This is a genomic window from Klebsiella sp. WP8-S18-ESBL-06 (assembly GCF_014169755.1).
Lineage (GTDB): Bacteria > Pseudomonadota > Gammaproteobacteria > Enterobacterales > Enterobacteriaceae > Kluyvera > Kluyvera ascorbata_B.
In genome coordinates this window covers 2,047,554-2,067,289 of record NZ_AP022256.1, presented here as the reverse complement: position 1 = coordinate 2,067,289, position 19,736 = coordinate 2,047,554, and the positions used below count along the sequence as shown (strand labels likewise).

Below are 19,736 nucleotides of genomic sequence, written 5' to 3'. Positions count from 1 at the left end.
CTCCTACACCTTGGCCACAATCGGGCGGCCAAGCAGCCCCTGCGGACGGAAAATCAGGATAACCACCAGCAGCCCGAACGAGAACACGTCTTTATAGTCTGAGTTGACCATCCCCGATAACTGCGCTTCAGCCACGCCCAGCAACAGCCCGCCGAGCATCGCGCCTGGCAATGAACCAATACCGCCCAGCACCGCCGCGGTGAAGGCTTTGATGCCGATAATAAACCCGGCATAGAAATCAAACGTACCGTAGTTCATGGTAATTAATACCCCGGCAAGCCCTGCCATCGCCGCGCCAATAACGAACACCAGCGAGATGATGCGATCGGTATTGATCCCCAGAATGGAGGCCATTTTACGATCCTGCTGTACCGCACGGCACATTCGCCCAAGACGGGTGTGGCCGATTATCCAGGTCAGCAGCAGCATCCCGGCAAACGAGGCCAGCAGGATAAAGATTTTGGTGTAGGTTATCTGCACAAATCCTTCACCCAGATGCAGGCGCAGTACGCCGTCCAACATCGTCGGCACGCCCTGCTGACGCGGCCCCTGGCTGATTTGCGCGTAGTTCTGCAAAATGAGCGACATGCCGATCGCCGAAATTAGCGGCGCCAGGCGTGTGGAGTTACGCAGGGGCTTATAGGCGATACGCTCAATCGTCCAGCCGTATACCCCTGTCACCACGATGGTAAACACCAGCGTGCCGAGGATCAGCAGAGGAAAAGAGTGCAGGCCGAAGAAGGACAGCAGCGCAAGCCCGATGGCGCAGAGATAGGCGGAGATCATATACACTTCGCCGTGGGCGAAGTTAATCATACCGATAATACCGTAAACCATGGTGTAACCAATGGCGATAAGCCCGTAGACCGATCCTAGCGTCAAGCCATTGACTAACTGTTGTAAAAAGAATGTCTCCATCTTCGCGCGCTCGTGTTATTGGCCATGTTATAAAGCGCCGGTATGCTGCCATACCGGCGCTGAGCGTGACTCCATCCGGTTACTCAACTTCCTTATACTTGCCTTTGTCATCCCATTGATAAACGACATAGTCGGAGACTTTCAGATCGCCTTTGCTGTCCCAGGCTTTTTTACCCATCACGGTTTCCACCGGATTGGCCTTCAGCCAGGCGCTGGCTTTCGCCGAGTCGGGTCCTGCGGTTTTAAACGCCGCTGCGATAGCCTGAATAGAAGCATAGGAATAGAGGGTATAGCCTTCCGGCTCGAACTTATTGGCACGGAATTTCTCAATCACCGCTTTACCGTCCGGGATCAGGCGCGGATCTTTGCCGAAGGTCATGTAGATGCCATTGGTGTACTGTGGTCCGCCGGCAGCGGTCACCATCTCTTCGTTCACAATGCAGTCACCGGAGAAGAATTTCGCCTGCACGCCCTGCTCACGCATCTGGCGTACCAGCGGTCCGGCTTCCGGATGACAGCCGCCGAAGAACACCACGTCCGGCTTCTGCGCACCAATTTTGGTCACCAGCGCGTTGAAGTCTTTCTCGCCGCGCGACAGGCCTTCATACATCACCTCTTTCACGCCGCGTTTGGCCAGCGCTGCGCGGGTGGCATCCGCCAGGCCCTGACCGTAGGTATCTTTATCGTGAATGATAACCACCCGTTTCGCCTTCAGCTTATCAATGATGAAGTTGCTGGCAACGTCACCCTGCTGGTCATCGCGGCCGCACATACGGAACATGTCATTCATACCGCGTTCGGTAATAAGCGGGTTGGTTGACCCCGGGGTAATCGCCAGCACCCCGGCATCGTTATAGACCTCGGAAGCCGGCATAGTAGAAGATGAACAGAAGTGGCCGACAACGGCCTGAACTTTATCCTGATCGACCAGACGGTTCGCTACCGCTACGGCCTGTTTAGGTTCACAAGCGTCATCGCCCTGCACCAGCTTAATCTTTTCGCCGTTAATCCCACCGGCGGCGTTAATATCTTCCGCCGCTTGAGTCGCACCGTGCCAATATTGATCGCCATAGGTCGCGTTAGGCCCGGTAAAAGGCCCGGCAACGCCAATAACGATATCGGCCTGGGCGGAAAACGCCGTCACCAGACACCCTGCCAACACAATCGAAAGCGGACTTTTTATTAATTTCAGCGACATTATTATCTACCTTAGCAAAAGAGGTTTATGCATTACGGTGTGAAGCCGAACCACCGGCGCATTGCGCCGGACAAACGACATCCTGACAATATCCTGCTGATAACGGCGAGGTTTCCTTACGCTTCTCAGGCCAAATCATTAAGCAAAATGGTTGCCAACTTTGCACAACCCGCGCTCGGATTTTGACAATTCTGAGTATAGAGCGCCGTTGCAGGGCCTCTGCACCGGCGAAGTGAAATTACGGGAGGGATCACATCTGCTTAACAATAAAGTACATAAATATTGCAATAGTCACGGTTTGTGCATTTTTGTTGCAAATTGTGCAACTTATGTTAACTAATGGTGCAACGGCCTGCCGCTGAGGGTCTGACGCTAACGTAACGTCAGATCACGCGTTGTCCCTGAACGTTTCCAGACGCTGAATTTGCCGCCCATGCGCATCAAAGTTAGTTTCAGCCAGCCAGGCACAGATGACCGCTTCGCAGCGCGCCCATTCACCGTCGATGATAGACAGATAGTCGCTATCGCGGGTGCGACCTTTACGGATCATCCGCTGACGCAGGCGCCCTTCCCAGCTAAACCCCAGGCGCTCGGCGGCGCGGCGGGATTCGAGATTCATCGAATCACATTTCCACTCCAGCCGTCTGTAGCCCTGTTCAAACGCATTTTTCAGCAGCAGCCACACGGCTTCGGTTCCCAGCGGCGTTTGTTTCATCAACCGCGACCACGTCACGTGGCCAATTTCTACCGACCCCATCTGGCGATCGATGGCCATAAAACTGACCAGTCCGACTGCCCGCTCGGTGCGTCGGTCGATCACCGCATAAGGCACCAGCGCAGCGTCATCAACTTTGACCTGCACCCACCGTTCGGTGGCGGCAAGAGAGTCGGGGCGCGAACTGGCAAGCCACGTCCAGTCGCTCTCTTCGCCCTGCGCGTAGGCCTCGTACAGATCGGCGGCGTGACGCGCTGCATTGAGGGGTTCCAGCCAACAAAAGCGGCCGTACAGCGGCGCACGCGCCAGCGCCCCGGCCCCCTGCCAGTCGGGGATACGATCGTTTACCCACTGGCCAAACTCATTGATTTCCGGCATAAACATTTCCTGTCAAAACGGTAAACTAAGGGTTATAGCAGAAAGACCACAAATGTTACACATTTGTAAATTTCACTGTGCGCAATAAGAATAATATCGTCCATAACATCATGAATACCCGGCGCGATATTCTGTATCCGGCCTGACACTCCCCGCCCCAACGATTGACGTGTTCCCCTGGCCATTCTGGAGCCCTCTGGATTTTGTCGTTATACTGTTTAAATAAACAGATACCGGAGGCCACTTGCCCTCACGCCCAACGTACCGCCCACAATTTTCCCCCGCCGCAATATACGCGTACCCCGAGCACCTGCGCCCGTTTATTTCGGCGATCCCACCCTTGCCCGGCGTGTATGTCTTTCATGGCGAAAGTGAAACGTTGCCGCTCTATATTGGGAAAAGCATCAACCTGCGCAGCCGGGTGCTGTCACACCTGCGTACGCCCGATGAAGCCGCCATGCTCTATCAGGCGAAAAGAATAAGCTGGACGCGCACCGCGGGGGAAATCGGCGCACTGCTGCTGGAAGCTAAAATGATTAAAGCACAGCAGCCGCTGTTCAATAAGCGCCTGCGCCGCAGCCACCAGCTGTGCGCGTTGCATATGCAGAACAGAAAGCCTGAGGTAGTGTACGCAAAAGAAATCGACTTTTCTCATCACGCTGGCTTATACGGGCTGTTCGCCAATCGTCGCACTGCGCTGGAAGCGTTGCGGTCTATTGCCGACGCGCACCGGCTCTGTTACGGATTGCTCGGCCTCGAACCGCTGAATAAAGGGCGCGGCTGTTTTCGCTCGGCGCTTCACCGCTGCGCCGGTGCCTGCTGCGGTAAAGAGACCCTCGACGCACACCACCACAGGTTGCTTTGTGCACTTGAGCAGCTTCAGCTCATCTGCTGGCCGTGGCGTGGGGCGATCGCATTGCCAGAGGAGAGCGATGATCTCATTCAGTATCATATTATCCGCAACTGGATGTGGCTGGGCTCGGTTGGTTCGCTTGCCGAAGCTGCAACCCTATCGCGCCAGCAGGCCGGTTTCGATCACGATGGCTATAAGATTTTGTGTAAACCGCTGATGTCAGGCAGTGCGGCCGTTATCGATCTGAGTGGGGAAAGCGATGGCTGAGGCGCAGTGAACACAAGGGACAAAAACAAAAAAACCACCCGTAGGTGGTTTCACGACACTGCTTATTGCTTTGATTATTCTTTACTTTCCCATGGTACCCGGAGTGTGTAGTGATCAACTAAAACTCGCCACCGATTTAAAGTTTTTGCTGTATCGGTTTTCCGATTCGTTTGGGGATAACCCACCGTTATAGTCATCCGGCCTTTGCGGGCGGTAATATACGACGATATAGTCAGTGATCGTATGATCAGCTTCGCTAAAGCTTATAGAACCTGTCACGGGCACCCATCGTTTTTCAGACTTCGGCAGATGCAAATGGAGTACAGGAAGCTCACTCACTGGATGCAATGTAAAACTATGCGGCCCAGTGGCAATCGTTTTATAATCCCAAACACCTAAATATGGCACTGAATGGCTAAACACGATGCAGCATATTCAGCGAATGTCCCTATTCTACTTATCACCTCCATTAAAATTGGGGGGATTACCCTAACTGTCCTGTTAATTGACGTTTCTGCGAAACGCGAAGAAATACAAGCCCTGGCGTTTTCCGAGCATGAGAGTAAATGATGAGCAAAGCAGTTAAATCCCTAGCGCTGGCGCTGGGCAATTCAAACAAAGAAGAAGCTACTAACGCATTTCGTCAGGCATTCAGCTATGCAGAGCGTGAAGGTGTACGCCTGAGTTCTCTGCATGTTATCCGGGAAGAAACCGCGCCTATTAGGGCAGATCGAGAACGCGAGTTAGTTGACAAGTACAATGCTCTTCTGGTCGAAGCCCGCCGTATCCGCGAACGTGCAACCTCATTGCAGGATGAGAAGATAGTCCTGAATGAGTCATACCAAAATGCACTTTCTGAACTCAGCCAATGTCAGATTGAGCTGTCGGAGGCGCAAAAAGAGATCGCCCGGCTGCAAACTATAGTCCTCGCTCTGAGTGCCGATACAACGACACCCGCAGCCACCAGCACGCAGAGTGATTCAGCATCAATGATCCGTGATCGCCTGAATGCCAAGAAGGCAAAGGTTGTCGATTTATCTAAACATCCCATGACGCTTAAAACGCGTGAGATTTTCGACGCACTACTTACAGAGCTACAAGATTCAGCTCGAGGCTATTTCGATTACCGGGAACCAAAGGAAAACACCCCTTATGGGGAAATTCACTATTACTGGTCACCAGGGGATACCTACCACATCTGGTGCAAATACACCGGGGAAGGCTTCAAGATTTCGACAGCAACATTTGGCCCACGCGGAGGAGAGAAAGGGACAGACCAATATTTTGTGAAAGATGCTGATGCGCTTTTAGACTGGTTAATGAATCGATGGGAAGTAATGCTCTAAGTCACGTCATAGTGCCATTCTTATAATACTAATGCCCATAATTCACTCTTCGTCAATACTTGCCTTTAGCATTTCGAAAGGGGGTAACAACTTTTATTCAGATTCAGAATCTTCAAACGCATCTAAACAACATGACTCGAAATCAGACCAGAACTGTACGCCCTGTTCTCTGTGTTTGAGGGGAATGAAGTGAGATCGCATTAACGTGCGTGGGAAAACAATTCATTGCACTCAGTGAGTACAGGATATGTACAGAGCGTGAATTTCAGGCGCAAAAAAACCACCCGTAGGTGGTTTCACGACACTGCTTATTGCTTTGATTATTCTTTACTTTCCCATGGTACCCGGAGTGGGACTTGAACCCACACAGCGCGAACGCCGAGGGATTTTAAATCCCTTGTGTCTACCGATTCCACCATCCGGGCTCGGGAAGAAAGTGGAGGCGCGTTCCGGAGTCGAACCGGACTAGACGGATTTGCAATCCGCTACATAACCGCTTTGCTAACGCGCCTTTAAATCTTAAACACCCGCTATTGCCGATGCTTTTAATTTGGAGCGGGAAACGAGACTCGAACTCGCGACCCCGACCTTGGCAAGGTCGTGCTCTACCAACTGAGCTATTCCCGCATTATCAAGTTGATTCGTTAACCACTTGATTTTGCTATCGTCTGGCAATCTGTGCTGCCGTTCGATGCGTTGCATTCTACTTATCTGACGCGGTGAGTCAACGGTATTTTTCGCAACTTTGTATCGTTTGCTGAAAATTGCGTCGAAACGATCACTCTTGAAGCAAATCACCGCGCGCCGCGTTCAAATATTGCAGCATAGACCACAGCGTCAGCACGGCTGCCACCAAGAATAATGCAATACCCGCCCACTCAACCCAGATATTCGGACGCCACAGCATCCACACCAGCGCGGTCATCTGCGCGGTGGTCTTCACTTTACCAATCCAGGAGACGGCCACGCTGCTGCGTTTACCCAGCTCAGCCATCCACTCGCGCAGCGCGGAAATAATAATTTCACGGGCGATCATCGTTGCCGCCGGTAACGTAACCCACCAGGTGTGGTAGTGCTCGGCTACCAGCACCATGGCGATGGCGACCATGACTTTATCGGCGACCGGATCGAGGAAAGCGCCAAAGCGGGTGCTCTGGTTCCAGCGACGGGCAAGGTAGCCATCAAACCAGTCGGTCACGGCGGCGACAAAGAAGATCAGCGCGCACGCGAACGGCGCCCAGACAAAAGGAAGGTAGAACGCCAGCACGAAAAATGGAATCAGGATGACGCGGAACAACGTAAGCAATGTAGGGATATTATATTGCATGGCGCGGTAACTATCTGTTGTTAGTAAATATTAGCCCTATGTTGCTACAGAGCCCCTAATGTTTCAACGAGTAGAAGATCTTTTCTGCTAAGCCAAGCGAGATTCCGGGCACTTTGGCAATTTCTTCGACGCTGGCCTGCTGTAAACCCTGCAGGCCGCCCATGTATTTGAGCAGCATCTGGCGCCGCTTCGGCCCTACGCCTTCGATGGTCTCCAGCGAACTGGTGCTCTTGACCTTCGCGCGCTTTTTACGGTGGCCTGAAATGGCGTGATCGTGCGACTCATCACGAATATGCTGAATAACGTGCAGCGCCGGCGAGTCCGGAGGCAGACTAAACCCCTCGCCTTCCGGTTCAAAGAACAGCGTCTCGAGCCCCGCTTTGCGGTCGCTGCCTTTTGCCACCCCCAACAGCAGCGGGTGATGTTTATCCCACGGCACATCAAGTTCGGCAAACACGGCTTTCGCCTGCCCCAACTGCCCTTTCCCACCGTCAATCAGGATAACGTCAGGAATTTTACTCTCATCAATCGCTTTACCATAGCGGCGACGCAGCACCTGGTTCATGGCCGCATAGTCATCGCCCGGGGTAATGCCGGTAATATTATAGCGGCGATACTCGGCGCGCAGCGGGCCGTTGGCATCGAACACCACGCAGGACGCCACCGTCTGCTCGCCCATCGTATGGCTGATATCAAAACACTCCATCCGCTTAATCGCCGGCAGCTTCAGCTCGGCGGCCAGCGCCTGCAGGCGCTGATGGACGGTGGACTGTTGGGAAAGTTTAGTCGACAGCGCGGTCACCGCATTGGTACGCGCCAGCTTTAAATAGCGCGCGCGATCGCCGCGCGGTTTTGTCTGCACCTGAATGCGTCGCCCGGCCAGCTCTGATAAAGAATCGGCGAGTAGCGTTTTGTCCTGCAGCGTAAAGTCGAGCAGGATCTCACCCGGCAGCGTGCGCACCTGGCTGCCCTGGAAATAAAATTGACCGACGAAGGTTTCCACCACCTCGCCCAGTTCAGTATCGTTCGGCACCTTCGGGAAGTAGCTGCGGCTGCCGAGCACTTTGCCCTGGCGAATAAACAGCACGTGCACGCAGGCCATACCGGCTTCAAAGGCCACGCCGATCACGTCCAGATCGTCACCGTTGTTGGAGACAAACTGTTTCTCGGTAACCCGGCGCACCGCCTGAATCTGATCGCGAATACGCGCCGCTTCTTCAAAGGCCAATGCCTGGCTGGCTTTTTCCATACGCGCAATCAGCTGCGTCAGCACCTGATCATCTTTACCGGCAAGGAATAGCCGCACGTATTCCACCTGCTGCGCATACTCTTCTTCGCTCACCAACCCCTTCACGCACGGCCCGAGGCAGCGGCCGATTTGGTATTGCAGGCAGGGGCGCGAGCGGTTGCGGTACACGCTGTTTTCACACTGGCGGATGGGGAAAATCTTTTGCAGCAGCGCCAGGGTCTCCCGCACCGCATAGCCGTTCGGGAATGGCCCGAAGTATTCGCCTTTCGCATGCTTAGCGCCGCGATGGGTCGCCAGGCGCGGGTGGGTATCGCCGCTGAGAAAAATAAAAGGATACGATTTATCATCACGCAGCAGTACGTTATAGCGCGGCTGATAGAGCTTGATGTAGTTGTGTTCGAGCAGCAGCGCTTCCGTTTCGGTGTGGGTCACGGTGACGTCAATTTGCGCAATTTGCGCGACCAGCGCTTCCGTTTTGCGCGAAGCAACCTGAGCACGAAAATAGCTGGAAAGGCGTTTTTTGAGATCCTTGGCTTTGCCAACATAAATAACCGTGCCGCCGGCATCATACATACGATAAACGCCGGGTTGGCTGGTTACGGTTTTCAGAAAGGCTTTTGAATCAAAAACATCACTCACTGACTTGCTAACGACTCCGCATTGCACAGGCCATGGCGAATTGCCAGGTGCGTCAACTCAACGTCACCGTGTATGTTCAGCTTGCTAAACATACGATAACGGTAGCTGTTGACCGTCTTGGGACTCAGATTCAACTGTTCTGAAATCTCATTCACCTTCTGACCTTTTGTGATCATCAGCATAATCTGCAATTCACGTTCAGACAAACTGGAGAACGGCGATTCCGTTTTTTCTGGCTCGATCTGGCTTAAGGCCATCTGCTGAGCGATATCGGACGCAATATAACGCTGGCCGGAGAACACGGAGCGGATAGCATTAACCACTTCCTGCGGCGCGGCGCCTTTGCTGAGATAGCCTGCAGCCCCAGCCTGCATCACTTTCGCCGGTAGCGGATTTTCCGTGTGTACGGTCAGCATAATGACTTTGGTATCGACCGCAGACCGCGCAATTTTGCGCGTAGCTTCGAGGCCGCCGATGCCGGGCATGTTCATGTCCATCAGCACAACGTCGACAGGGTTAGCACGGCACCACTTCACCGCATCTTCCCCGCAGTTTGCCTCGCCGGTCACTCTAATACCTTTTATATCTTCCAGAATGCGTCGTATCCCTGCGCGCACCAGTTCGTGGTCATCAACAAGAAGGACGTTGATCAAAGGAATAATCTCCAGAATAGGGATAACGCTACTACTGCTTAATTCCCCCATACTACCGGGTTTTATATCATCTGTGAAAGTCTAAAAATGCCAGAGCTTCGATTTCGATCTCGTTTTTGGAAATATTCATGTACAGATGCTGGAAAGCTCTTAAAAACAGTAAGATGCCAAAGGCCGTTATCAGTATGCAGGCGGTGATTATCGGCGTAAACAGGCGCTTTATCGTATATTTGCTAAATAGCCCCTATAATATGTAACAACTATTAACGATGCAGGAACCGTATTTAAACAATTTGCGGCTAAGCCACTGCCCATGCAGTCGAAAATAATAATTAATATCAACTCTGAGCAGCGCGCAAAAAACAGGCACTCCTTTTTTTCTCTCCGCTTGTGGTATACTGCGCCGCTTTCATCATCCGCATCGCGCATAATGCGCAGAAATTGTACGAGGCAATAAATGAGCACACCTGATTTTTCCACCGCTGAAAATAATCAAAATCTGGCCCAGGAACTCTCCTGCCTGAAGGCCATGCTGACCCTGATGCTGCAAGCGATGGGGCAGGCTGACGCCGGTCGTGTGATTATTAAGATGGAAAAGCAAATTGCGCAGTTAGAAGATGAAGCTCAGGCTGCCGTATTTTCCAGTACCGTTAAGCAAATTAAACAAGCTTATCGCCAGTAATTAAAAACCGGCCGTCGGCATCGCTGCTGACGGTCGGTTTGCCGTCTGGCACGCAGAACGTGTGAATACAAGTCAGATCAAACCAATCGCCGCCGCATAGCAGGCAATCTGCGTTTTATTAGGCGCATTGAATTTCTTCTGCATATTCTTTTGATGGAAATTCACCGTATTCTCTGAAATAGACAGAATCATCGAAATTTCCGCCGATGTTTTTCCTTCCGCAGTCCATTTCAGAATTTCTAATTCCCGCTTACTGAATTTCATCTCGCGCGGCATCACCATTTCGTCTTCGACGCGTAATAATGCCAGCAGGCTCATTTCCAGCAGAATCTGTAAGCGCAGCGCCATTTCATCCTCATCCTGAGCAACGCGCAGCACGCGTGAACGCGACACCGATAAGAAACCGTGCGCATGATTCGGCAACATCAGGCACTGCGTGGCCCCCGTTTGCAAACCATGCTCGCGCGCAGCGTGCCACAGCTCCTGGGCGTCGCTAAAGAGTTCATCATCCCAGCGCAAATGGCCCAGTGAGAAATTATCCGGTTTCAGCACCGGATCGATAGCCATATAGTTTGCCGACTTATAGTGCGACATCCAGGCATCTGGATAGGTGGTATACACCGAAATGCGGGGCCGGGTAAACGGCACCGGGTGACGAACGCACAGGGCGAAGAAATCATATTCCAGATATTCGGTTTGCTGCTGAAGTAACGTGTATATCTGCGCGCTTGCTGTCGCCGCCTGGAAAAGATGCAGCACTTCCCGCCGCCAACTGAAAAAATCATCGTCTCTCATAACAAACGAGAAACCCCCTGATCAACAATCATTTTTATGAATACTGAAACCTAACACATAAATCTTATTTATATGTATAAAATATCACGCTATCGCAAAATAATCTTAAATTGCCGCATTTTTGCAACGTAACACGCGATATAGCTGCAATCAGGCCCTTTACGCGCGCCCGTAATGAAATAATGTCCACCTATTAATAAGGCGAACTTAAGTAAAATTTTTCATTGAAAAGAGGATGCCCGCACGTGGTCATCCTTTGCGATATAAATTAAGTAGCCGCCGCCGCGCGCCGGTTGGGCTACCCGGCGCGCATTAGCGCTATTGCATGAGGAATTTTTCGAGGAACTGACGCGTACGCGCCTGCTGCGGATTGGCAAACAGGGCTTTTGCCTCCGCTTGCTCGACGATTCTCCCCTGATCCATAAAAATAGCCCGATCGGCCACATCACGCGCGAAGCTCATCTCATGGGTAACGATAACCATCGTCCGCTTTTCCTGCGCCAGCGCGCGAATGGTATTCAATACCTCGCCGACCAGTTCCGGGTCCAGCGCGGAGGTGGGCTCATCGAAGAGAATGACGTCCGGACGCATCGCCAGCGCGCGGGCTATGGCTACGCGCTGCTGCTGGCCGCCGGAAAGACGTCGCGGATAGCTCGCTTCCTTGCCTGTCAGCCCGACCTTCGCTAACAGCTCGCGAGCGCGGGCGATCGCACCGGGTTTATCCTCGCCTTTCACAATCACCGGCCCTTCAATAATGTTTTCCAGCACGGTGCGGTGTGGAAACAGGTTAAAGCTCTGAAACACAAAACCAACGTGCTGTCGCAGGCGGCGAATCAGCCCCTTCTGCTGGCTCATTGGCCGCGCGGTATCAATGGTTATCTCCCCCACGCGAATGGTGCCACTCTCCGGCTGCTCCAACAGGTTAATACTGCGCAGCAGCGTGGTTTTACCAGAGCCGCTCGGCCCGATAATCGCCACCACTTCGCCCTCTTTCACTTCAAGGTCAATGCCGTGCAGCACCGTCTGTCCGTGGAATTTTTTCACCAGGTTTTTGACTTCTATCGCGCTCATTTCGGATCTCGCTCCTGGCGGTTAAGCTGGTTTTCAAAATAGTTTTGCAGCATCGACAGCACCGTCGCCATCACCCAGTAAATCAGCGATGCGGCCAGGTACATGGTGAACACTTCCAGCGTGCGCGAAGTAATCAGCTGCGCCTGGCGGAACAGTTCCGGCACCTGAATGGTGGCGGCCAGCGAGGTATCCTTCACCAGGCTGATAAAGCTGTTCGACAGCGGCGGCAGCGCGACCCGCGCCGCCTGCGGCAGAATCGCCCGACGCAAGGTCTGCCACGGGGTCATGCCAATACTGGCGGCCGCTTCCCACTGCCCTTTGTCGATCGATGAAATCGCCGCTCGCAGCGTTTCGGCGGCATAGGCCGCGGTGTTAAGCGACAGGCCAATCATCGCCGACGGAATGGGGTCCAGCTCGATGCCAAACTGCGGCAGGCCGTAGTAAATCATAAACAGCTGGGCAATCAGCGGCGTGCCGCGAAAGATAGAGATGTAGCAGCGCGCCAGCCAGCGCACCGGCGCAATCGGCGACAGGCGCATCAGCGCGAGAATAAAGCCCAGCACCAGCCCGAAGAACATCCCGCCAATACTAAGCTGGAGGGTAAAGACCGCACCTTTGAGCAAATACGGTGCGGAATCAATCACTAATTGAATACTTTCTTGCATGAGCGCGTTCTATTTAGATGTGAGGATGATAGGCGAACAGCGCAGGCGCGCCGCCGGTGTGAACAAACAAAATGGGGCCTTCATCCTTAAAGCGTTTCTGGCTGATGCCATCAATAAGCCCGGCCATCGCCTTGCCGGTGTACACCGGGTCGAGCAGAATACCTTCCAGACGCGCCAGCAGCTTAACCGCTTCCATGCCGTCATCGTTAGGGATGCCGTAACCCGGCGCGAAGTAATCGTCCCACAGCGTAATGTTGGCCTTCGCCGTCAACTCAAGGCTACGGGCAATCTCCTGCTGAAGCGTCACCACTTTCGGCAACTGATCGGCAACCTTGCGCGAGACGGTTACGCCAATCAGTTCGGCTTCCGGCATGACCTGCTCCAGACCAACGGCGAGGCCCGCATGGGTACCCGCGCTACCGGAGGCGACCACGACGGATGAAATCGACACCACGCCTTCGCACTGCTGGGCGATTTCCAGCGCGCTCTCCACGTAACCCAGCGCGCCCAGCGCGTTTGATCCGCCTACCGGGATCACGTACGGACGAAAGCCCTGCGCCTCAAGGCGCGTCGCCAGCTCGGCAAGCTGGGCGTTCGGATCGTTCAGCGCATCGCACATTTCGACCTGAGTATTGAATAAATCCAGCAGCAGGCGGTTGCCGTTGCTGAGGTAGTTTTCCGCCGTGGTGCCCATCGGGTTTTCCAGCAGCGCCACACAGTGCAGGCCCAGTTTGGCCGCCACGGCCGCCGTCTGGCGCACGTGGTTAGACTGAATCGCGCCGGCGGTCACCAGCGTATCGGCCCCCTCGCGCAGCGCATCGGCGGCGAGAAACTCAAGCTTGCGCAGCTTGTTGCCGCCCATTGCCAGCGGCGTGACGTCGTCGCGCTTAATAAAGATATCGCGCCCGATGTAGTCAGAAAAGCGCGGCAGGTATTCCAGCGGCGTCGGCGCGCCAATAAATTCCAGGCGCGGAAAGCGGGTTAAATTTTGCAGTGACATAACATCTCCTTGGTCTCGTTTTTATTATGCGCCCAAAATAAAAAAAGGCGCCCTTTCAGCGCCTTTTTTCGATCGGAGCGATTACTGCGTCACGTCTGCGCCGAACCATTTTTCGGACAGCGCCTTCAGGCTACCGTCTTTATGCATGGCATCAATCGCACTATCAACCGCCTTCAGCAGGTCTTCGTTGCCTTTACGCAGCGCCACGCCCGATTCCTGGCGGGAGAACGCATCACCGGCAACGGCCAGCGTGTCGTTGGTTTTCTTCACCAGATCCAGCGCGGCCAGACGGTCAACCAGGATAGCATTGATGCGGCCTACGCGCAGGTCCTGATACTTGGTCGGGTCATCATCATAGGTACGAATGTCTACGCCCTGCACGTTCTGACGCAGCCACTCTTCGTAGTTGGTTCCCAGGCCGACGCCGACTTTTTTGCCTTTCAGATCGGCGGCGGTTTTGATGGTGCCTTCATTGCCCTTTTTCACCAGCGCCTGAATACCGGAGATGGTGTACGGGGTGGAGAAGTCATATTTCTTCTGACGTTCCGGCGAAATGGTGACCTGGTTAATCACCACGTCAATACGTTTGGAGTCCAGCGACGCCAGCATACCGTCCCATTTGGTCGGCTTCAGATCGGCTTTCACGCCCAGATGCTTCGCCAGCTCGTTAGCGAACTCGACTTCAAAACCGGTCAGCTTGCCATCATCGCCCTGGAAACTAAACGGAGGATAGGTGCCTTCCAGCCCAACGCGCAGCGTGCCGCGTTCTTTGACCTGGTTTAATAAATTTTCAGCCGCAAAAGCGTGAACGCTTGCGCCTGCGACCAGCGCAGCGACCATTACGCCCATCAGCGCCTGACGACCCAGAAACTTCAGCTTCATCATTCCCCCGAAAAACATCATTTTTTCAGTAGTGTAAACCGTTCATCATCAATGACAAACACCTATGCGATACATGTTATTCCAAATTAATATATATCAGAGGTTTCACAATCTGCGAAATCTTGTTCGCCGCTCCGGGGAGAGTGGCGCTGAAAACGCAGGTATTTACGCAGCGCAATGCGATAATTGTTGGTGCTGGTGTCCGGCAGCCAGGCTTCCAGCTTTTCATCCGCGTGGCGCTCTTGCAGCAATGTATGCGGCACCTGCTGTTCGGTGAAATGATTGCCCAAACGACGCAGGCGCACCACGTATTCGCGCACGGTGCCGGCGCTCATGTCGGTTTGTTCGAGAAGGTATTGTTTAAAGCCGATGATATTGAAGAAAGCGCTCCGCTCTTTGCAGTGCAGATCGCCACAGAAGCGGCACAGTGCAGACCACGCGCTACGCTCCTGCTGCCACGCGGCGTCATCCATCAGGGTATCGAGACGGGAAATCGCGATTTTGTTCACTATCTCCCCGTGGCGGACCAGCGTGATGCGATCGAGCAGTTTATGACAATGTGCGCAGTGCGTTTGGCTGTGTTTGAAGTCTTTCAAATAGCGGCTTAGCGGCCGTCTTTTTACCTGCATCATCATGATAACTCCGGGTTTTCATTGATTAATGCGGCATTTTTTGGTCAAACTTTACGTTATTCCAACCTACAACTTACCCAGCTTGATGCGTAAACGCTTGATCGCCTGGCTGTGCAGCTGGCTGACGCGCGACTCCCCGACTTCCAGCACCGCGCCAATCTCTTTAAGATTGAGCTCTTCCTGGTAATAGAGGGTTAACACCAACTTCTCGCGTTCCGGCAGGGCCTCAATGGCCTCCATCACGCGATGGCGCAGATCGCCTTCCAGCAGTTGATGCAGTGGGTTTTCGTGCTGATTCTCTTCCGTCACCAGTTCGATGCTGTCGCCGTACTCTTCCCGCCACTCATCGTAGGAAAAAAGCTGGCTGTTATTGGTATCCAGCAGCACCTGACGGTATTCCTCAACCGCAATCCCCAATCGCTGCGCGACTTCGGTTTCCGTCGCGTTTCGTCCCAGCTCTTGCTCCAGTTGACCCAGCGCTTGCGCAACTTCACGCGCGTTTCGCCTGACGCTACGCGGAACCCAGTCACGGCTGCGTAGTTCGTCCAGCATCGCCCCACGGATGCGCTGCACTGCGTAAGTGGTAAATGCCGTACCTTGCAGAGCGTCATAGCGTTCAACAGCGTTCAATAAGCCGATACCGCCCGCCTGGAGCAGATCGTCCAGTTCCACACTCGCCGGCAAACGCACCTGGAGGCGCAGCGCTTCGTGTCGTACCAACGGCACATAGCGTTGCCATAGCGAGTGTTTATCCATTACACCTTCAGCGGTATACATTGAATTCACGATAAACAGCCCTGCATCAATATGAGTTATCGGCACGATTATCCGTTTCTATAGCCGTTTTAATCGATGGAACAGTGGGGAAAATGTGGGGTTATTTGCAGAGTAAGTAAAATTTCAGCAACAAAAAACCCCGCCGAAGCGGGGTTGAGTCAGGTTGAGAGCGATTAGCCCTGCAGCAGAGACAGAACCTGCTGCGGTACCTGGTTAGCTTTTGCCAGCACGGAGTTACCGGCCTGCTGAATGATCTGCGCTTTAGACATGTTGGACACTTCGGTCGCATAGTCGGCGTCCTGAATACGGGACTGCGCTTCAGACAGGTTGGTGGTGGTGTTGTTCAGGTTGGTTACCGCAGAATCCAGACGGTTCTGAATCGCACCCAGGGAAGAACGGAATTTGTCGATGGAGCTGATTGCGGCATCCAGGGCAGCCAGAGGATCTTTGGTTGCGGTGCCCGCGCTTGTGGTTTCGGTAGTTAATTTACCATCTTTGCTTACATAGGCATCGGCACCTGCAACGGCTTCAAACTTGCCTGTACCGGTACCAGATACTACCTTCACAGCACCAGTATCAGCGTTTACCGAATAAGTTGTATCATAAGAAGAAGTTGAAGTGAGCTCATTATTACCGTCAACGTATACTGCTTTAGCACCGGCAGCAGCAACTGGTGTAGTGCCCGAAGTCATACCATCAGCAGTACCTTTACCATTGGTAAAGGTCGCAGAACCAGCCATAACGCCAGATTTATAGTTTACAGTTGCAACAGTGTCACCATTTGCTGCGGTGGCGGCGGCTTGACTGGCAGACTGCAGCTGAGCAAGAATCACGTCTTTTGATACTGTTGCAGTAAAGGTCACACCGGCAGCAGCAGTAACATCAGCTGGGACAGTAACATTCGCAGCCGCTTTGAAGTTATAAGAGGTATTATCCAGCGTAACGGTAGCAGTTCCGTTATTACCCAGAGATTTACCGTTACCAGCAAGGGTAAATAAACCTTTCAGAGTAGCTGATGTCGCACCACCAGAGTTGTTTGTAGTCAGGTTGCCATCAGTTGTCAGGTAAGCTTGCTGACCACCAATCGTCAGATTACCGGTAGCATCAACAGTAAAGTTAACATCACCAGAAGCTGCTTTATAAGTACCAGTTTTTGTTTGACCTGCGGCAGGCAAAAGAGTGTCAGCCAAAGAACCTGCAGTTGCGCTAGTTTTATTCGCGGTATTGTTATAGGAAAAATTACCGGCTGTTGCGTCATATTTATAGCTAACAGTAGAGCTTGTACCACCAGCATAGGTCGCAATATCTACAGTATCACCATCACTCAGTTTGCTTAATGCCTGAGAAGCAGTCAGCGCAGCATTACTTGTTGTAACTGTGTAGGTACCATTACCATTATCAACTGCTTTCTGAGCGGTTAAATCACTGATTGTTGCTGATTTATTTGCGATAGTTCCAGAGCCATTCACGTTAAAACCGTTCAGGCCCAGGGTATCAGAGTCAATTTTTTTCAGGTCGATGGAGATAGTCTGGCCATCGTTCGCGCCAACCTGAATTTTCAGGGAACCGTCTTTAGACAGTACGTTCACGCCGTTGAACTGGGTCTGGCCGGATACACGGTCAATTTCAGACAGGCGGGATTTGATTTCGTCCTGGATAGAAGACAGGTCGGAATCGGAGTTAGTGCCGGTGGTTGCCTGAACGGTCAGTTCACGCACACGCTGTAAGTTGTTGTTGATTTCAGACAGTGCGCCTTCCGTGGTCTGTGCCAGGGAGATACCGTCGTTGGCGTTACGCGCAGCCTGAGTCAGGCCTTTAATGTTGGACGTGAAACGGTTAGCAATCGCCTGACCCGCAGCATCATCCTTCGCGCTGTTAATACGCAGACCTGACGACAGACGCTCAATAGAAGTCGACAGAGCAGACTGGTTCTTGTTGATGTTGTTCTGAGTGATCAGCGAGAGGCTGTTGGTATTAATGACTTGTGCCATGATTCGTTATCCTATATTGCAAGTCGTTGATTACGTATTGGGTTTCCACCCGTCGGCTCAATCGCCGTCAAACTTGTTATCGTCTGCCGTAAACCAACCTTTAGAATTTTTTTTCGCAATCACGCATTTTTTTAGCCGCCGAATTACTCTTTTCTCTTGCCCTTATTCCTGCCATTAAAAAAAAACAATTAAGCGTAAACTTTGACGCATTCAGGCCGATAACCCAGACATTCATTCTACGTGTCGACAAATCAAGGAATAACAATGGCAAGCATTTCTTCACTAGGAGTTGGATCGGGCCTGAATCTGAGCGACATTCTGGATAGCCTTACCGCTGCACAAAAACAGACGCTGACGCCGATTTCTAAACAACAGTCTTCCTATACCGCAAAGCTGAGCGCCTACGGCAGCCTGAAAAGCGGGCTCGAAGCATTCCAGACCGCCAACACCGCGCTGTCGAAAGCCGATCTGTTCACCGCGACCACTACCGCCAGTTCGACCACCGCGTTTAGCGCCACCACGACCGGCAGCGCCATTGCGGGAAAATACACCATCAGCGTCACGCAGCTGGCGCAGGCGCAAACGCTGACCACCAAAACCACCCAGAGCGATAGCAAGACCGCCATTGCCACCGGCGACAGCACTTTAACTATCCAGCAGGGCGGCGATAAAAAGCCGGTGACCATCGATATCAGCGCCGCTAACTCGTCGTTAACCGGTATTCGCGATGCCATCAACAATGCGAAAGCGGGCGTCAGCGCCAGTATTATTAACGTCGGCAACGGCGCCTATCGTCTGTCGATCACCTCGAACGATACCGGTTCAGATAACGCCATGACCTTAAGCGTCAGCGGCGACAGCGCGCTGCAAAGCTTTATGGGCTATAACGGCACCAGCACCGATGCCAGCAACGGTATGGAACAGAGCGTTAACGCGCAAAACGCGAAGCTGACCGTCAACAACGTTCCGATTGAAAACAGCAGCAACACCATCAGCGACGCGCTGGAAGACATTACGCTGAACCTCAACGATGTCACCTCCGGCAACCAGACGCTGACTATCACTCAGGACACCAGCAAAGCGCAGAGCGCCATCAGCGCCTGGGTGACCGCCTATAACACCCTGCTCGATACCTTCAGCAGCCTGACAAAATACACCGCTGTAGACGCGGGCGCAGACAGCCAGGATGCCAACAACGGCGCACTGCTGGGCGACACCACGCTGCGTACCATTCAGACCCAGCTGAAAAGTATGTTAAGCAATTCGCTGAGCTCCTCTTCTTACAAAACGCTGGCGCAGATCGGTATTACCACCGACCCGAGCGACGGTAAGCTGGAGCTGGACAACGATAAACTGACCGCGGCGCTGAAAAAAGATTCTTCCGGCGTGGGCGATCTGCTGGTCGGCGACGGTAAAAAAACCGGCATCACCACCACCATTGGCACCAACCTGACCAGCTGGCTGTCCACCACCGGCATCATCAAGGCCGCTACCGATGGCGTCAGCAAAACGCTGAACAAATTGACCAAAGACTACAACGCGGCCAGCGATCGTATCGATGCCCAGGTCGCACGTTATAAAGAGCAGTTTACCCAACTGGATGTGTTAATGACCTCGCTGAACAGCACCAGCAGCTACTTAACCCAGCAGTTTGAGTCGACCAGCAGTTCCAAGTAATCATCGTTAACCGGGAGAAAG

Annotated in this window: 18 protein-coding genes, 3 tRNA genes and 1 pseudogene; 4 read left to right on the top strand and 18 right to left on the bottom strand. The window is 53.1% G+C overall.

The genetic code is table 11. From position 1 onward, the window contains the following. Window positions 1-3: 3 nt before the first annotated feature. From H7R76_RS09735 to H7R76_RS09725, 3 genes are all read right to left on the bottom strand, one after another. Entirely contained in the window at window positions 4-918 is a 915-nt protein-coding gene (locus tag H7R76_RS09735) for an ABC transporter permease subunit (protein ID WP_182967630.1), read from the bottom strand. Window positions 919-997: 79 nt separating this feature from the next. Further along, a complete protein-coding gene (locus H7R76_RS09730; RefSeq protein ID WP_182967628.1) occupies window positions 998-2,116 on the bottom strand; it encodes a branched-chain amino acid ABC transporter substrate-binding protein in 1,119 nt (372 codons plus the stop codon). Between the two features lie 388 nt (window positions 2,117-2,504). After that, window positions 2,505-3,209, bottom strand: coding sequence for a GNAT family N-acetyltransferase (locus tag H7R76_RS09725; RefSeq protein ID WP_182967626.1), 705 nt, complete (start codon window positions 3,207-3,209; stop codon window positions 2,505-2,507). Between the two features lie 244 nt (window positions 3,210-3,453). Between H7R76_RS09725 and cho the strand changes: the two genes are divergently transcribed. Continuing rightward, entirely contained in the window at window positions 3,454-4,329 is an 876-nt protein-coding gene (gene cho / locus H7R76_RS09720; protein WP_182930401.1) for an excinuclease Cho, read from the top strand. A gap of 114 nt (window positions 4,330-4,443) precedes the next feature. Here cho and H7R76_RS09715 read toward each other — a convergent pair. Next, window positions 4,444-4,626 (bottom strand): annotated as a pseudogene (locus H7R76_RS09715) (IS3 family transposase); the annotation flags it as partial. 269 nt (window positions 4,627-4,895) lie between these two features. On the opposite strand from H7R76_RS09715, the gene H7R76_RS09710 reads away from it, so the two are divergent. Continuing rightward, window positions 4,896-5,675, top strand: coding sequence for a hypothetical protein (locus tag H7R76_RS09710; protein WP_182930400.1), 780 nt, complete (start codon window positions 4,896-4,898; stop codon window positions 5,673-5,675). A 338-nt stretch (window positions 5,676-6,013) separates the two neighbouring features. On the opposite strand, the gene H7R76_RS09705 is transcribed toward H7R76_RS09710, so the two are convergent. The 6 genes from H7R76_RS09705 to uvrY form a co-directional block, all read right to left on the bottom strand. Further along, window positions 6,014-6,100 (bottom strand) — tRNA-Leu (locus H7R76_RS09705). 12 nt (window positions 6,101-6,112) lie between these two features. Beyond that, window positions 6,113-6,186, bottom strand: a tRNA-Cys gene (locus tag H7R76_RS09700). 40 nt (window positions 6,187-6,226) lie between these two features. Then, window positions 6,227-6,302, bottom strand: a tRNA-Gly gene (locus H7R76_RS09695). A gap of 151 nt (window positions 6,303-6,453) precedes the next feature. Further along, complete coding sequence (gene pgsA, locus H7R76_RS09690; RefSeq protein WP_182930399.1) at window positions 6,454-7,002, bottom strand: CDP-diacylglycerol--glycerol-3-phosphate 3-phosphatidyltransferase; 549 nt, start codon at window positions 7,000-7,002, stop codon at window positions 6,454-6,456. A 55-nt stretch (window positions 7,003-7,057) separates the two neighbouring features. Beyond that, window positions 7,058-8,890 carry an excinuclease ABC subunit UvrC gene (gene uvrC / locus H7R76_RS09685; RefSeq protein WP_106927881.1) on the bottom strand — a complete coding sequence of 611 codons (1,833 nt, stop codon included), beginning with the start codon at window positions 8,888-8,890 and terminating at the stop codon, window positions 7,058-7,060. Continuing rightward, entirely contained in the window at window positions 8,887-9,543 is a 657-nt protein-coding gene (gene uvrY, locus H7R76_RS09680; RefSeq protein WP_064544562.1) for a UvrY/SirA/GacA family response regulator transcription factor, read from the bottom strand. Before uvrY ends, uvrC begins: the two co-directional genes overlap by 4 nt. Before the next feature lie 457 nt (window positions 9,544-10,000). Here uvrY and H7R76_RS09675 point away from each other — a divergent pair, with 457 nt between their 5' ends. Continuing rightward, window positions 10,001-10,225 (top strand): DUF2594 family protein, encoded by a 225-nt coding sequence (locus H7R76_RS09675; RefSeq protein WP_035894108.1) that lies wholly within the window; start codon window positions 10,001-10,003, stop codon window positions 10,223-10,225. A 72-nt stretch (window positions 10,226-10,297) separates the two neighbouring features. On the opposite strand, the gene sdiA is transcribed toward H7R76_RS09675, so the two are convergent. The 8 genes from sdiA to H7R76_RS09635 all read right to left on the bottom strand — a co-directional run bounded on the left by sdiA (window position 10,298) and on the right by H7R76_RS09635 (window position 18,038). Beyond that, window positions 10,298-11,020 (bottom strand): quorum-sensing transcriptional regulator SdiA, encoded by a 723-nt coding sequence (sdiA, locus tag H7R76_RS09670; RefSeq protein ID WP_106927883.1) that lies wholly within the window; start codon window positions 11,018-11,020, stop codon window positions 10,298-10,300. Between the two features lie 318 nt (window positions 11,021-11,338). Beyond that, the gene (tcyN, locus tag H7R76_RS09665) at window positions 11,339-12,091 is read right to left on the bottom strand and encodes an L-cystine ABC transporter ATP-binding protein TcyN (RefSeq protein ID WP_182930398.1); all 753 of its coding nucleotides are present in this window, start codon (window positions 12,089-12,091) and stop codon (window positions 11,339-11,341) included. After that, window positions 12,088-12,756: a cystine ABC transporter permease gene (tcyL, locus tag H7R76_RS09660; protein WP_106927887.1), complete on the bottom strand. Its 669-nt coding sequence runs from the start codon at window positions 12,754-12,756 to the stop codon at window positions 12,088-12,090. The genes tcyN and tcyL overlap by 4 nt, the downstream gene beginning before the upstream one ends. Window positions 12,757-12,769: 13 nt before the next feature. Further along, on the bottom strand, window positions 12,770-13,756 hold the full coding sequence (gene dcyD, locus H7R76_RS09655) for a D-cysteine desulfhydrase (protein WP_182967624.1): 987 nt from the start codon (window positions 13,754-13,756) through the stop codon (window positions 12,770-12,772). Window positions 13,757-13,837: 81 nt separating this feature from the next. After that, window positions 13,838-14,638: a cystine ABC transporter substrate-binding protein gene (gene tcyJ / locus H7R76_RS09650; RefSeq protein ID WP_182967622.1), complete on the bottom strand. Its 801-nt coding sequence runs from the start codon at window positions 14,636-14,638 to the stop codon at window positions 13,838-13,840. An 86-nt stretch (window positions 14,639-14,724) separates the two neighbouring features. Then, the gene (fliZ, locus tag H7R76_RS09645) at window positions 14,725-15,276 is read right to left on the bottom strand and encodes a flagella biosynthesis regulatory protein FliZ (RefSeq protein ID WP_182967940.1); all 552 of its coding nucleotides are present in this window, start codon (window positions 15,274-15,276) and stop codon (window positions 14,725-14,727) included. A 60-nt stretch (window positions 15,277-15,336) separates the two neighbouring features. Further along, the gene (locus H7R76_RS09640; protein WP_106927920.1) at window positions 15,337-16,056 is read right to left on the bottom strand and encodes an RNA polymerase sigma factor FliA; all 720 of its coding nucleotides are present in this window, start codon (window positions 16,054-16,056) and stop codon (window positions 15,337-15,339) included. 164 nt (window positions 16,057-16,220) lie between these two features. Continuing rightward, complete coding sequence (locus tag H7R76_RS09635; protein WP_182967620.1) at window positions 16,221-18,038, bottom strand: FliC/FljB family flagellin; 1,818 nt, start codon at window positions 18,036-18,038, stop codon at window positions 16,221-16,223. 264 nt (window positions 18,039-18,302) lie between these two features. Here H7R76_RS09635 and fliD point away from each other — a divergent pair, with 264 nt between their 5' ends. Beyond that, on the top strand, window positions 18,303-19,715 hold the full coding sequence (gene fliD, locus H7R76_RS09630; RefSeq protein ID WP_106927895.1) for a flagellar filament capping protein FliD: 1,413 nt from the start codon (window positions 18,303-18,305) through the stop codon (window positions 19,713-19,715). Window positions 19,716-19,736 lie beyond the last annotated feature (21 nt).